Source organism: Pseudomonas marginalis (assembly GCF_001645105.1).
Taxonomy (GTDB): Bacteria; Pseudomonadota; Gammaproteobacteria; order Pseudomonadales; family Pseudomonadaceae; genus Aquipseudomonas; species Aquipseudomonas petroselini.
The window spans coordinates 162096-175171 of record NZ_LKEG01000043.1; the positions used below are offsets into that span (position 1 = coordinate 162096).

Here is a 13076-nt window from a genome sequence, read left to right on the forward strand (position 1 = left end):
GGCTCAGGCAGCAAAAATACCTGATCAATCAGCGCCCGCGATCACGCCGCAACACTTTCTTCACCCGCGCCACCAGCGCCTTGGCCTCAAACGGCTTGAGCAAATAGTCATCCTCATGCAATTCCAGCCCGCGCAGGCGATCTTCAATCCCGCCCGGCGTGGTCAGGAACAGCAGCGGCGTCTGCCCCTTCTGCCGAATGGCCTGTTGCAGCTTCCAGGCATTCAGACCCGGCAACATCACATCCAGGATAACCAGGTCGTATTCGGTACTTTCAACAAAGCGCAATGCCGCCATGCCATTCGCCGCGACTTCTACCGTGAAGCCAGCCTCGCTCAGACCTTGAGCCATGCGCTGCGCCAGCTGGGGCTGATCTTCCACTAACAACACCTGCATGCGTTACCTCGTAGTTTGATTACAAAATTGTCATCAAATTGTGCGGCTTCTGACCCTGCCCGCTGGCTAACGTGATGGCCTGTTTTAAGGAGCCTTCACCATGTATCGCACTGCCTTGTTCCTGAGCCTCGCCGCCTGCACGGCCGCTCAGGCTACGCCCCTCTTGCCGCGTCATGCCGACCTTGATTTGCGCACTGCGCGCCAATTGGCCGATGCCAGCCTGACGCACTGCACCGCCGCACTGACCGTGCTGGACCGCGGCGGCAACCTGCTGGTGGCCCTGCGAGCCGATAGCGTCGGCCCGCACAACAGCCTCGCCAGCCAACGCAAGGCATACACCGCGCTGTCGACAAAAACCCCGACCCGCGTGTTTGCCGAGCGCGCTCGCAACAATCCCGAAGCGGCCAACCTTAACAGCTTGCCCGAGTTGCTGTTGCTCGGCGGCGGCGTGCCGCTGTTTGCCGAGGCTGAACTGGTCGGCGCGCTGGGCATCGCAGGTGCCGGCGGCGCGGCACAGGACGAAGCCTGTGCCCTGCAAGCCGCCGAGCAACTGGGCTTAAAAACCACCCCTTGAGTCTCCCCTGTCAAAAGGACTTCTCGATGAAAACCCTAAGCATGACCCTTGCCGCCCTCAGCCTGAGCGGCCTGTGCAACCTGGCACTGGCCGACGGCAATCCGTTGAGCGTGCATGTGCTCAACCTTGAAAATGGCCTGCCGAGTGCCGGGGTCAGCGTCACCCTGGAAGAGCACGTGGGCGACCAATGGCAGTCGCTGTCCCAAGGCGTCACCAACCAGCAGGGACGCATTAGCGAACTGTTTCCCGCCAATCGCAGCATAAAGCCGGGTGAGTACCGTGTGGTGTTCAAGACGGGCGATTACTACAAAAAGGCCAACCGCGAGACCTTTTTCCCAGAAGTGCCGGTCATTTTCCGAGTCAAACAGGCCGACCAGCATTACCACATCCCGCTGCTACTCAGCCCGTACGGGTTCTCTACGTATCGCGGCTCATAGGCCCGCAGACAGCCGCAGGCCATTGAAATCGAGTATCTCAATCGCGCCGTAACTGAGCTCAATGACGCCCTGTTGCTCCAGCGTCTTGAGCAGACTGTTAATGGTCTGGCGCGACAGGCCCAGCATTGCCGCAAGATCCTCCTGAGGCAGGTGCAGCACGCGGCGGGCCTGTTCTATCTCCCCGTAGCCTTCAGCGATCATCAGCAGCCGATGGGCCAGCCGCGCCGACGCGGGCATCAGGCTCATCTGCTCGATATTGATCAATGACAGGCGCAGTTTGTGGCTCATCAACAGGGCTACATCGCGCCAATACGACGGATGCCGCTCCAGGATGCCGAGCATTGCCGCCTGCGGCACCTGCAGTAATGTGCATGGCCCCATGGCAAGGGCATCATGGGTACGCGGCAGGCCATCGAACAGGCAGATTTCGCCGAACCAGTAAGGCGTCTCAACCAGGCTCAATACCGCTTCCTTGCCCTGGGCATTCACTGCACTGATACGCACCCCACCTTCCAGCACTGCATACACACCGCACGGGGGATCACCGCGCTTGAACAGCAACTGTCCTGCCGTCAGCGAGCGTGGCCGGGCCGCTGCCAGCAAGCTACGCTGCAAGTCTGAAGGCAGATGACGGAACCAGTGGCCACAGCCCAGCCGGGCGTGCCATTTGTCTGCGTCCATGTGAACTCCGAAGATTGTCGCCCAGCTGACAGTTCGCCACAGGCTGACAGGGCATGATCAAACATCCTACAGGAGGAATAACAATGAAAAGCCTCGTCGACCATCTCAGTCAATACGCCGCCTACCATCGCGACCCGCGCAATATCGCCAGCCACTTTATCGGCATCCCGTTGATTGTGGTGGCAGTTGCCGTGCTGCTGTCGCGCCCCGAATGGGCCGTGGGCAGCCTGTGGATGTCCCCCGCCGTGATTGTCGCGCTGTTGTCGGCGTGGTTTTACCTGCGCCTGGAGCTGGCTCTGGGTGTGCTTATGACGGTGCTGATGGGCCTGTCGGTGTGGGCCGGGCATGTGCTGGCGGCGCAAAGCACGCTGGTGTGGCTCAGCAGCGGCGTGGGGATGTTTGTGGTGGGCTGGGTGATCCAGTTTGTCGGCCACTATTACGAAGGCCGCAAGCCCGCGTTTGTGGATGACGTGTCGGGACTGATTGTGGGGCCGTTGTTTGTGGTGGCAGAGTTGGCGTTTCTGCTGGGGTTGCGCCAGGGGCTCAAGCAGCAGATTGAAGAGCGGTCGGGGCCGGTAATTCGTCGTGATCTAAAGCCTAGCGAAGTCTGATGTGGGAGGGGGCTTGCCCCCTCCCACATTCAGATCCCATTCCCCGATGGAATATTGGGTGGGCTTTTAAGCTTTTTGCCAGACCTTGGGCTTGAAGAACAGGGTCTCGCCACGGGCCAAACCGGTCAGGCTGTCGTGGTCCTTCACCACTTCAGCTTCGATCAGCTCGCTCTGGCCTTCCACCTTCAACGTCACACGGGTTGTCGCGCCGAGCGGGCGAATATCCCGCACTTCAGCGGCGTGGTGATCCTCCAGCTCATGACGCGACAGCGACACTTCGTGTGGACGGAACAGCACGTGCTGGTCTTCACCCAGGTGCAGGCGGTTCGAATCACCCAGGAAGTGATAGACGAAATCGCTGGCCGGGTTTTCGTAGACGTCACCCGGTGAACCGATCTGCTCGATCACGCCCTTGTTCATCACCACGATGCGGTCGGCGACTTCCATGGCCTCTTCCTGGTCGTGGGTCACGAACACCGAGGTCAGGTTGATGTCTTCGTGCAGGCGCGCCAGCCAGCGGCGCAGTTCTTTACGCACCTTGGCGTCGAGGGCGCCGAAGGGCTCGTCCAGCAGCAACACTTTCGGTTCCACCGCCAGGGCACGGGCCAGGGCGATACGCTGGCGCTGGCCACCGGAGAGTTGCTCCGGGTAGCGATCGGACAGCCAGTCCAGTTGCACCATGTTCAGCAGCTCATGCACTTTGACCGCGATCTGGCTTTCATTCGGGCGCTGGTTTTTCGGTTTCATGCGCAGGCCGAACGCCACGTTGTCGAACACCGTCATGTGGCGGAACAACGCATAGTGCTGGAACACGAAGCCGACGTTGCGATCACGCACATCGTGGCCCGACACGTCTTCACCGTGGAACACGATGCTGCCGTCATCCGGGGTTTCCAAACCGGCGATGATGCGCAGCAAGGTGGTCTTGCCGCAGCCGGACGGGCCGAGCAAGGCCACCAACTCGCCACTCTGGATGTCCAGATTGATGCTGTTAAGGGCCTTGAAGGCGTTGAAGTTCTTGCTGACATTACGGACTTCGATCGACATGACTTATTCCTCAGCCGCACCGGCGCGCAGGCGGTTAATACGGTTCTCGCTCCACTGCTTGAGCAGCAGGATGAAGAGCGCCAGGATCAGCAGCAGACTCGCCACCGCAAACGCGGCAACGTGGTTGTATTCGTTGTAGAGAATCTCGACGTGCAGCGGCAGGGTGTTGGTCACGCCGCGAATGTGGCCGGACACCACCGACACCGCGCCGAACTCACCCATCGCCCGTGCGGTACACAGCACCACGCCGTAGATGAGGCCCCATTTGATGTTCGGCACGGTGACATGCCAGAACATCTGCCAGCCATTGGCACCGAGCAGGCGCGCGGCCTCTTCTTCCTGGGTGCCCTGCTCCTGCATCAGCGGGATCAGTTCACGGGCCACGAAGGGCACGGTGACGAAGATGGTCGCCAGCACGATGCCAGGCAAGGCGAACACGATCTGGATGTCGTGCTCCTGCAGCCAAGGGCCAAAGAAGCCCTGGGCGCCGAACATCAGCACGTAGACCAAACCGGCGATGACCGGCGACACCGAGAACGGCAGGTCGATCAGCGTCACCAGGATGCTCTTGCCACGGAACGAGTACTTACTCACGCACCACGCGGCGCTGACGCCGAACACCAGGTTGAGCGGCACCGAAATCACCACGGCGATCACCGTGAGTTTCAGCGCCGACAGCGCGTCCGGCTCAAGGATCGCGGTGAAGAACGCACCGAGGCCGTTTTTCAGGCCCTGGGTCACCACGATCAACAGCGGCAACAGCAGGAACAGTGCGAACACCAGCCAGCCAAGGCCGATCAGGATGCGTCGGGACGCAGCACTGCCACGGCGGGCGGCGTTGGCCGAGGACGCGGCGGAAATAGACGATTGGGACATGTTCCGCGCCTCCTTATGGACGTTCGATGCGCCGCTGCAACAAGTTGATCAGCAGCAGCAGGACAAAGGAAACCACCAGCATCAGCACGCCGATGGAGGTGGCGCCGCGGTAGTCGTATTGGTCGAGTTTGACCATGATCAGCAACGGCAGGATCTCGGTTTTCATCGGCATGTTGCCGGCGATGAAGATCACCGAACCGTACTCACCGACGCCACGGGCAAACGCCAGGGCGAAACCGGTCAACCAGGCCGGCAGCAACGCAGGCACCAGGATGTAGCGGAACACCTGCAACGGCTTGGCACCCAGGCAGGCGGCGGCTTCTTCGACTTCCCGGGGAATATCGGCTAACACCGGCTGCACCGTGCGCACCACGAACGGCAGGGTGACGAAGGTCAGCGCCAGGGTGATGCCCAGCGGCGTGTAGGCGATCTTGAAGCCCAGGTCCGCGGCGAACTGGCCGACCAGGCCGTTAGGCGTGTACAGCGCCGTCAGGGCGATACCGGCGACGGCGGTGGGCAGGGCGAAGGGCAGGTCGATCATCGCATCGATGATCTTGCGACCGGGGAAGGTGTAGCGCACCAGCACCCAGGCCAGCAGTGTGCCGATCACGCCGTTGATCAACGCGGCGTACAGCGCCGTGCTGAAGCTCAGTTGCAACGCCGCCAGCACACGCGGTGCGGAGATGATGTTCCAGAACTGATCCCAGGTGAGTTGAGCGGCGTGTACAAACATCGCCGCGAGGGGGATGAGTACGATCAGGCTGAGGTACACCACGGTGTAGCCCAGCGTCAGCCCGAAGCCGGGTATGACGGGGGAGATACGACGCGACATAAGAGTCCTTGGTTAAAGGGTAGAAACCACTGTAGGAGCGCGCCGTAAATGTAGAGGTAACTTACTGTGGCGAGGGAGCTTGCTCCCGCTGGGCTGCGAAGCAGCCCCAAAATCAGACAACCGAGTTGCACCAGGTGCAACGCGGATACCGGTTTGGGAGCGCTTCGCGCTCCAGCGGGAGCAAGCTCCCTCGCCACAGTAAGGGCCTCTCCACAGAAAGTGGGCTCCTACAGGTACTTTGGTTTACTGCGCGGTGTAGATCTGGTCGAACACGCCACCGTCGTTAAAGAATTTCGGTTGGGCAGTTTTCCAGCCGCCGAAGTCTTTGTCGATAGTCACCAAGTCCAGTTTCGGGAACTGCTGGGCGTATTTGGCGGCCACTTTTGCATCGCGTGGCCGGTAGAAGTTCTTCGCCGCAATCTCCTGGCCAGCCGGGCTGTACAGGTGTTTCAGGTATTCGGTGGCGATCTCGGTGTTGCCTTTTTTCTCGGCGTTCTTGTCGACCACGGCCACCGGAGGCTCGGCGAGGATCGACAGGGAAGGCACGACGATATCGAACTTGTCGGCGCCGCCGTCCTCTTTCAGGGCCAGGAACGCTTCGTTCTCCCAAGCCAGCAACACGTCACCCTGACCGTTGTTGACGAAGGTGATGGTCGAACCGCGAGCACCGGTGTCCAGCACAGGAACATGCTTGAACAGCTCTTTCACGTATTCCTGGGCCTTGGCTTCGCTGCCACCGGTTTTCAGGCCATAAGCCCAGGCGGCGAGGAAGTTCCAGCGGGCGCCGCCGGAGGTTTTCGGGTTCGGGGTGATCACCGACACGTCTTTCTTGATCAGGTCGCCCCAATCCTTGATGCCTTTAGGGTTGCCCTTGCGCACCAGGAACACGATGGTCGAGGTGTACGGGGTGCTCGCATCCGGCAGGCGGGTCTGCCAGTTTTCCGGCAGGGTCTTGCCCAGCTTGGCGATTTCGTCGATGTCACCGGCCAGGGCCAGGGTGACCACGTCGGCGCGCAGGCCGTCGATCACGGCACGGCCTTGTTTGCCCGAACCGCCGTGGGATTGCTGGATCTTGACGTTGTCGCCCGGGTGAGACTGTTTCCAGAAGCTGGTGAACTCAGCGTTGTAGTCCTGGTACAGCTCACGGGTAGGGTCGTACGAGACGTTGAGCAACTCGTAGTCCTTGGCAACCGCGGAACCTGCAAACACGGCGCTGGCCAGGGCGGCCAGGGCATAACGGCGAATCGACGACATAGGAGCTCCTGAAATTCTGGGGTGTTGGCTTTTTCTTATAGTTGCGGGTCTAGCATGCGAATCGCCGTTCTTGCTTAGCTCGGTTTGTTACCCGGATTCTGCAAACGGAATTTCTCTTTGCGTTCAATCTGAACCACTTGGGCGTTGTGCACCGTGATTTCCACCGCGCCAAACCGCAGATCGCGCAGGGCGCTCTGGATCTCACGCAAAATGGCTGCTTCGTCCTGGCCGTCGACGCTACGTAGAGATGCGCTCATGGTCTCGCTCCTGAAATGAATAGTGCCTCGCAGTGGCGGCACTGCTTGCGGCGTGAGGGCGATAGTAGATAAGCGCGGATATTCTTAAAAATACTATTTAAGAATGTTTATATAACCAGAAAGAATTTTCTGATGGGACGCGAGGTTGCGCGCGGGTTCTGTGCCAGAACGCAAAAATAAAGTCTTGAGCAGATTCAAATGTGAGAGGGGGCTTGCCCCCGATGGCGGTAGGTCAGTCAAGAATTTCTAACCTGATACACCGCTATCGGGGGCAAGCCCCCTCCCACATTTTGACTGCATTTCAAGGCCTGATTACGGGGGCCCGTGACCAATCGATTTCCTGCGCCGGCATCGGTTTCCCAAACCAATACCCCTGCCCCATGTCGCACTGCTGGTCGAGCAGGAAGCGCGCCTGTTCCTCCTGCTCGATCCCCTCGGCATGCACCTGCATGCCCATGCTTTTCGCCAGGGCGATCACCACGCGCACGATCGCCGCGTCATCCTCATCCCACGGCAACCCGGCGACGAAGCCCTGGTCGATCTTGAGCTTCTGCACCGGCAGGCGCTTGAGGCGCAACAGCGACGAATAACCGGTACCAAAATCATCGATGGCCAGGCGCAAGCCCAGCTCGCGCAAGCGGTGCAGTTGCTCCAAGGCCACTTCAGGGTCGTCCATCACGGCGCTTTCGGTGACTTCCAGCTCGAGGAAAGCCGGGTCCAGGCCGGTGTCGTGCAGCACTTGGGCAACCTGTTCATACAGCTCGCGCCGGGCAAACAGGCGGCTGGACACGTTGATCGCGATAAAACTCAACGGCGCCCCCTGCGCCAACCAATCGCACATCTGCCGGCAAGCCTGGTCCATCACCCAGGCATCGATATCGGCAATCAGCCCGGTGCGCTCGGCAATCGGGATAAATTCCCCAGGCGGCAGCAGGCCACGCGCCGGGTGCTGCCAGCGCACCAGCGCTTCGACGCCAATCAGGCGGCTACCATTGAGGTCGTGTACCGGCTGGTAGTAGACGCGCAGCTCTTTCTGCTCAAGGGCACGGCGCAGCTCGCTGGCGATTTCCACGCGGTTTTGCGCGTGGGCGGTGAGTTCTTCGGTGTACAGCGCATAGCCCTCACGGCCGGTGCTCTTGGCCTTGAACAGCGCGGAATCGGCGTTGCGCAGCAGTTGTTCAGCGCTCAACGCGTCATTGGGGAACAGGCTGATGCCAATACTGGCGCTGATAAACAGCTGATGGCCGTCGAAGAGGAACGGTTGTTTCATCGCCTCCAGCATGCGTTGCGCCAAGCTGGCCGCTTGCGCCACCTGTGGACAACTTTCCGCCAGCACGGCGAACTCATCCCCACCCAGGCGCGCCAGGGTCACGCCGGGGCCGAACAGTGCCTTGAGCCGTTCGCCCACCAGCTTGAGCAACTGGTCGCCGACGTTATGGCCCAGGCTGTCGTTGATGATCTTGAAGTGGTCCAGATCGAGCAACAGCAGGGCGCAGCCGCGCTTGTGGACTTGCGCCGACGCCAGCGCCTGCTGGGCGCGATCGGTAAACAGCAGGCGATTGGGCAGGTCGGTCAGCGGATCATGGTGAGCGAGGTGGGCCAACTCGTGTTCGGAATCCTTGATCGCGCTGATATCGGAAAACACTGCCACGTAGTGGCTGACCTGGCCCAGGTCATCGTGGATTACACGGATGGTTTGCCACTGTGGATAAATCTCGCCGCTTTTGCGTCGGTTCCAGATTTCACCGCTCCATTCGCCACAGCGCTCCAGGCTCTGGAACATCTGCTGGTAGAAATTCGACGAATGGCGACCGGACTTGAACAGGCTGGGCTGGCGACCCATGACGTCTTCACGGCTGTAACCGGTGATTTCCATAAAGGCCCGATTGACGTGCACGATCAGCCCTTGAGCGTCAGTGACCAACACGCCTTCGCGGGTGCAATCGAACACGGCCGCGGCCTGGCGCAGGCGTTCACGGTTTTCCTTCAGGGGTTGCTGCTGCTGGTTGGCACGGGCAAACCTGGCGCAGATCAAGTAAATCACCAAGGCACTGAGTGCCACCCACACATAGCCACGCACCTGCAGCCAGTGGTTCAACGCACTCGGGTTATCGAGAAACTCGATCAATAAACGCTCAGTCAGGCTTATCCACGTAATCGAAACCAGCAGATATACCAGCCCCGCACACCGGGCACCTCGGTATGAAAACAGCATATGGTCAGTAATCCTTACCAAAAAAACATAATCGCCCCACAAAGGCTGCGGATTATAGAATAAGAAACATCCAGTCACTCCTATCTGAAAGGGCGGCTGGTTTTCTCTGTAGGCTTAGTGATAATGCGTGAGCTGTTTTTTTCTTTATCTGAGGGCCATACAGCCTATGTGGTACAACGGTTTTCTTGACTTGTCAGCCTGGCAATTGGTGGCAGTCACTCTGTTGATGACCCACGTGACCATCATTGCGGTCACGGTCTATCTGCACCGCTATTCAGCCCATCGCTCCCTGGAGCTCAATGCAGGCCTGAAACACTTCTTCCGCTTCTGGCTGTGGCTGACCACGGCGCAGAACACCCGCGAGTGGACGGCCATCCACCGCAAGCACCACGCCAAGTGCGAAACCGTCGACGACCCGCACAGCCCGGTCATCAAGGGCCTGTCCACCGTGCTGCGCACAGGTGCCGAGCTCTACCGCGCCGAGGCCGAAAACCCGGAGACCCTGCGTATCTACGGCAAGAACTGCCCGGATGACTGGATCGAACGCAAGCTCTACACCCCCTACCCGCTACTCGGCGTGGCGATCATGGGCGTGATCGACCTGCTGTTGTTCGGCACCATCGGCATCACGATCTGGGCGATCCAGATGATGTGGATCCCGTTCTGGGCCGCCGGTGTGATCAATGGCCTGGGCCATGCCGTGGGCTATCGCAACTTCGAATGCCGTGATGCGGCGACCAACCTGGTGCCGTGGGGCATCATCGTTGGGGGCGAAGAGCTGCATAACAACCACCACACCTACCCCAACTCCGCCAAGCTGTCCGTGAAGAAATGGGAGTTCGACCTGGGTTGGGCGTGGATCAAGGTGTTCAGCTTCCTGCGCCTGGCCAAGGTGCAGCGCGTTGCGCCCATCGCCCACCGCGTGGAAGGCAAGGGCCACCTGGACATGGACACCGCCATGGCGATTCTCAACAACCGCTTCCAGATCATGGCCCAGTACCGCAAGTTGGTAATCGGACCGCTGGTCAAGCAGGAACTGGAAAAGGTCGATCACTCCGTTCGTCACCAATTCCACCGCGCCAAGCGCCTATTGTCGCGGGAAACCAGCTTGCTGGACGACCGCCACCACCTGCGCATCCAGAGCATGCTGGAGCATAGCCAGGCCCTTAAAGTGATCTATGAAAAGCGCCTGGCGCTGCAACAGATCTGGCTCAAGACCAGCTCCAATGGCCACGATATGCTCGCCGCCATCAAGGAATGGGTACACGAGGCCGAAGCCAGCGGCATCCAGTCCCTGCGGGATTTTGCCCACCAATTGAAGACCTATTCACTGCGCCCTGCATCCATATGACAACAAGGCGGGAGGGCCTTCCCTCCCGCCCATCAGCTTTTTGGCGCCATTTCTCGGACACCGTCAATCGATCCTATTGACGGAACTTCACTGCAATTCGCCTCTCTCAATGAACACTTCGCCATCATGGTGGCCCCTTGTAGTGACCGCTGCTCCAGTTTGCGGCGCGCCCAGAGAGAGTTGTGCCGATGGTTCACGAAAAGTCCTCCTTAGTCGACGCGCCCACAGCTGAGCATCCCCGCCCAGCTGCGGCGGCGACCCTGCTGGCGCTGGTGCATGCCCAGGGTGAAGTCGAGCGATTGAGCGAGCGTGAGCAGCTGCTGAGCTCAATGCTGGTCAGCGTGAATGCCGTGCTGTGGGCCATCGATTGGGAAACCCGTCGCGTGCTGTACGTGAGCCCGGCTTACGAGCGGGTGTTCGGTCGCTCCGCCAGCCTGCTGCTGGCCGACCATCGGGAGTGGCGCAACAGCATTCACCCCGAGGACCTCGACTACTCCGAACACAGCTTGGCCCGCGTGCTGGAACAGGGCGCGGTTGAAGACCGGGAGTACCGCATCATCACGGCCAACGGGCAGATCCGCTGGCTGAGCGACAAGTGTTATATCAATCAGCAGGTTGAGCCCGGCGAACCGGTGATCGTGGTCGGCATGGCCGAAGACATCACCGAAAAGAAACAACTTGAGCTGGAACTGCACCGTCTCGCCACCACCGACGTGCTGACCCAGAGCAGCAATCGCCGACACTTCTTCGAATGCGCCAACCAGGCCTTCGACACTGCCTGTGCCCAAGGTGCACCACTGGCCTTTCTTCTACTGGACATCGATGACTTCAAGGACGTCAACGACACCTACGGTCACCTGGAAGGCGATCAGGTGTTGCGGCGTATCGCCGAGAGCGGTCGCGGGGTACTGCGCCGTGGCGACCTGTTCGGGCGCATTGGGGGCGAAGAGTTCGCCGCTGTCCTCCCCGGCTGCGCACCGGAGATGGCGCTGCAGGTCGCTGAACGACTGGGCAAAGAGATTCACGCGCTGAGTTTCAGCTATGAAGGCCAAGCCTTCAGCGTGACCATCAGCCAGGGCCTGGCCAACCTCAGCGAGGCAGACTCGACCCTGGACAGTCTGTTCGCCCGCGCCGATGCTGCCATGTACGAGGCCAAGAGCCTCGGAAAAAACCGCGTCATCGCCGGCTAGTGGTCGACTGATCAAATATGGGAGGGGACCCCCTCCCACATTTCGACCGCAGCGCCTTTTAGGATTTGCGCACTCGGGTCAGCTCCGGCAAGCCCACCTTGAGCAGTCGCGCTGTCTTGCCCGCAGCCAGCGCTTCCAGCCCTTCGTGCTCGGTCAAACGCGCCATCTGCGCCGCCAGGTTCATCACCAGCGCATCCCGGGCATAGACCCCACCCTCCAACGAATAAATCGCCGCGATCAACTGACGCAGCTCAAGCGGCAAACGCCAACGTGCGCGCAGTGCCGAACCGTAGGCAGCGCCAAACGTGTGGAGCGACTCGCCAATCGCTTCGTCATCCAATGCACCGCCGCCCTGGCGCCAGTCTTCGAGGCAGCGCAACAGCGCCAAGTCACCCAGCCGATGGAGGATACCGGCGCTGTAGCAGCGCTCATGGTCCAGCGCCAACAGGTGTGCCAGACGCCAGGCATAGTCGGCGGTGTCCTGGGACAACTGCCAGTGACGCTCGGCATAGGCGACCAGGGCCGGATCACCCAACACCACGTTGTGCTTGAGCGCCAGGCCGAGGATCAGGTTCATGCTGTGCCCGGACGCCAGCGTGTGCAGGGCTGCGGGCAGGGTTTGCACGGGCGTGCCGTGATGGCCGGCGCTGTTGGCGGCGGCGATCAGCACTGCAGTAATTTGTGGGTCCATGCGCACCCGGTCTTCGAGGTGCTTAAGGTCCAGGCCATCCGGCCCGAGGCTGCGTTGCACCGCGGCTCTCACGTCGACCCGCAACGGCGCACCATCGGACGCCTCGCGGCGACGCTCGAGGAATACCGGCAAAGTCATGCCGGGCGCCAGCGGCGGAATCTCGCAGTACACCGTTTCGCCTTCATTGAGCAGCAGGTCTTGCAGACGCTGCGTGAGGCCTTCCATGTTCAGGGGTTTGGTCAAATACGCCGTGGGCGCCAAAGGCAAGGCTTCGCGGACGCTGGCGCCGTCGTTGCGACTGCTCAGCAGAATGAACGGCAGCGCGGGTGAGCGGCGTTTCTGGCGCACGTTGCGCAACAGACTCAGCCCATCGATGCCCGGCAGCTCCCAATCCGCCAGGATCAGGTCGTAGGGCTTTTCGCGCAACAGCGTGGCCGCTTGTTGCCCGTCGGCACACACATCCAGCCGCGCATCGCAGCGCACATTCAACAGCACTTGCTTGAGCAGGTCCCGCGACCAGGGGTCTGCTTCGGCAATCAGTACGCGCGGTACAGCGGGTAAATCAACAGCAATCATCCTGCACGCTCCCTCGGCAATGCTGGAACCTTAGACAATGCAGGCGCCTACGTACAACGAACAAGGCCTGAATGCGCAGTGATCGGCACA

General features: G+C 60.6%; 14 protein-coding genes. 5 read left to right on the forward strand and 9 right to left on the reverse strand.

All coding sequences use genetic code 11. The features are described 5' to 3' along the window. Positions 1 to 28: 28 nt before the first annotated feature. Positions 29 to 394, reverse strand: a complete 366-nt coding sequence (locus AO064_RS17930) for a response regulator (protein ID WP_043204631.1) — start codon at positions 392 to 394, stop codon at positions 29 to 31. Positions 395 to 494: 100 nt separating this feature from the next. Between AO064_RS17930 and AO064_RS17935 the strand changes: the two genes are divergently transcribed. Beyond that, on the forward strand, positions 495 to 968 hold the full coding sequence (locus tag AO064_RS17935; RefSeq protein WP_046034570.1) for a GlcG/HbpS family heme-binding protein: 474 nt from the start codon (positions 495 to 497) through the stop codon (positions 966 to 968). Positions 969 to 994: 26 nt separating this feature from the next. Then, a complete protein-coding gene (gene uraH, locus AO064_RS17940) occupies positions 995 to 1405 on the forward strand; it encodes a hydroxyisourate hydrolase (protein WP_064054178.1) in 411 nt (136 codons plus the stop codon). On the opposite strand, the gene AO064_RS17945 is transcribed toward uraH, so the two are convergent. Continuing rightward, complete coding sequence (locus tag AO064_RS17945) at positions 1400 to 2086, reverse strand: Crp/Fnr family transcriptional regulator (protein WP_064054179.1); 687 nt, start codon at positions 2084 to 2086, stop codon at positions 1400 to 1402. The two genes, uraH and AO064_RS17945, sit on opposite strands and share 6 nt — an antisense overlap. Positions 2087 to 2169: 83 nt before the next feature. On the opposite strand from AO064_RS17945, the gene AO064_RS17950 reads away from it, so the two are divergent. Then, entirely contained in the window at positions 2170 to 2697 is a 528-nt protein-coding gene (locus AO064_RS17950; protein ID WP_064054180.1) for an Mpo1 family 2-hydroxy fatty acid dioxygenase, read from the forward strand. A 66-nt stretch (positions 2698 to 2763) separates the two neighbouring features. Here the strand turns inward: AO064_RS17950 and AO064_RS17955 are convergent, their stop codons facing one another. The 6 genes from AO064_RS17955 to dibA all read right to left on the reverse strand — a co-directional run bounded on the left by AO064_RS17955 (position 2764) and on the right by dibA (position 9178). Further along, on the reverse strand, positions 2764 to 3744 hold the full coding sequence (locus tag AO064_RS17955; protein WP_046034569.1) for a sulfate/molybdate ABC transporter ATP-binding protein: 981 nt from the start codon (positions 3742 to 3744) through the stop codon (positions 2764 to 2766). A 3-nt stretch (positions 3745 to 3747) separates the two neighbouring features. Beyond that, positions 3748 to 4620: a sulfate ABC transporter permease subunit CysW gene (gene cysW, locus AO064_RS17960; RefSeq protein ID WP_012721626.1), complete on the reverse strand. Its 873-nt coding sequence runs from the start codon at positions 4618 to 4620 to the stop codon at positions 3748 to 3750. Between the two features lie 13 nt (positions 4621 to 4633). Continuing rightward, entirely contained in the window at positions 4634 to 5452 is an 819-nt protein-coding gene (cysT, locus tag AO064_RS17965; protein ID WP_012721625.1) for a sulfate ABC transporter permease subunit CysT, read from the reverse strand. Between the two features lie 243 nt (positions 5453 to 5695). Continuing rightward, on the reverse strand, positions 5696 to 6706 hold the full coding sequence (locus AO064_RS17970) for a sulfate ABC transporter substrate-binding protein (RefSeq protein WP_012721624.1): 1011 nt from the start codon (positions 6704 to 6706) through the stop codon (positions 5696 to 5698). Positions 6707 to 6780: 74 nt separating this feature from the next. Then, positions 6781 to 6963 (reverse strand): sulfur starvation response protein OscA, encoded by a 183-nt coding sequence (gene oscA, locus AO064_RS17975; protein WP_003170956.1) that lies wholly within the window; start codon positions 6961 to 6963, stop codon positions 6781 to 6783. 301 nt (positions 6964 to 7264) lie between these two features. Further along, positions 7265 to 9178 (reverse strand): phosphodiesterase DibA, encoded by a 1914-nt coding sequence (gene dibA / locus AO064_RS17980; RefSeq protein WP_064054181.1) that lies wholly within the window; start codon positions 9176 to 9178, stop codon positions 7265 to 7267. Between the two features lie 166 nt (positions 9179 to 9344). On the opposite strand from dibA, the gene desA reads away from it, so the two are divergent. Then, positions 9345 to 10529: a delta-9 fatty acid desaturase DesA gene (gene desA / locus AO064_RS17985; RefSeq protein WP_012721622.1), complete on the forward strand. Its 1185-nt coding sequence runs from the start codon at positions 9345 to 9347 to the stop codon at positions 10527 to 10529. A gap of 188 nt (positions 10530 to 10717) precedes the next feature. After that, positions 10718 to 11719 carry a sensor domain-containing diguanylate cyclase gene (locus AO064_RS17990; RefSeq protein WP_064054182.1) on the forward strand — a complete coding sequence of 334 codons (1002 nt, stop codon included), beginning with the start codon at positions 10718 to 10720 and terminating at the stop codon, positions 11717 to 11719. A gap of 58 nt (positions 11720 to 11777) precedes the next feature. Here AO064_RS17990 and AO064_RS17995 read toward each other — a convergent pair whose 3' ends face one another. Further along, positions 11778 to 12986, reverse strand: coding sequence for an HDOD domain-containing protein (locus AO064_RS17995; RefSeq protein ID WP_064054183.1), 1209 nt, complete (start codon positions 12984 to 12986; stop codon positions 11778 to 11780). Positions 12987 to 13076: the final 90 nt, after the last annotated feature.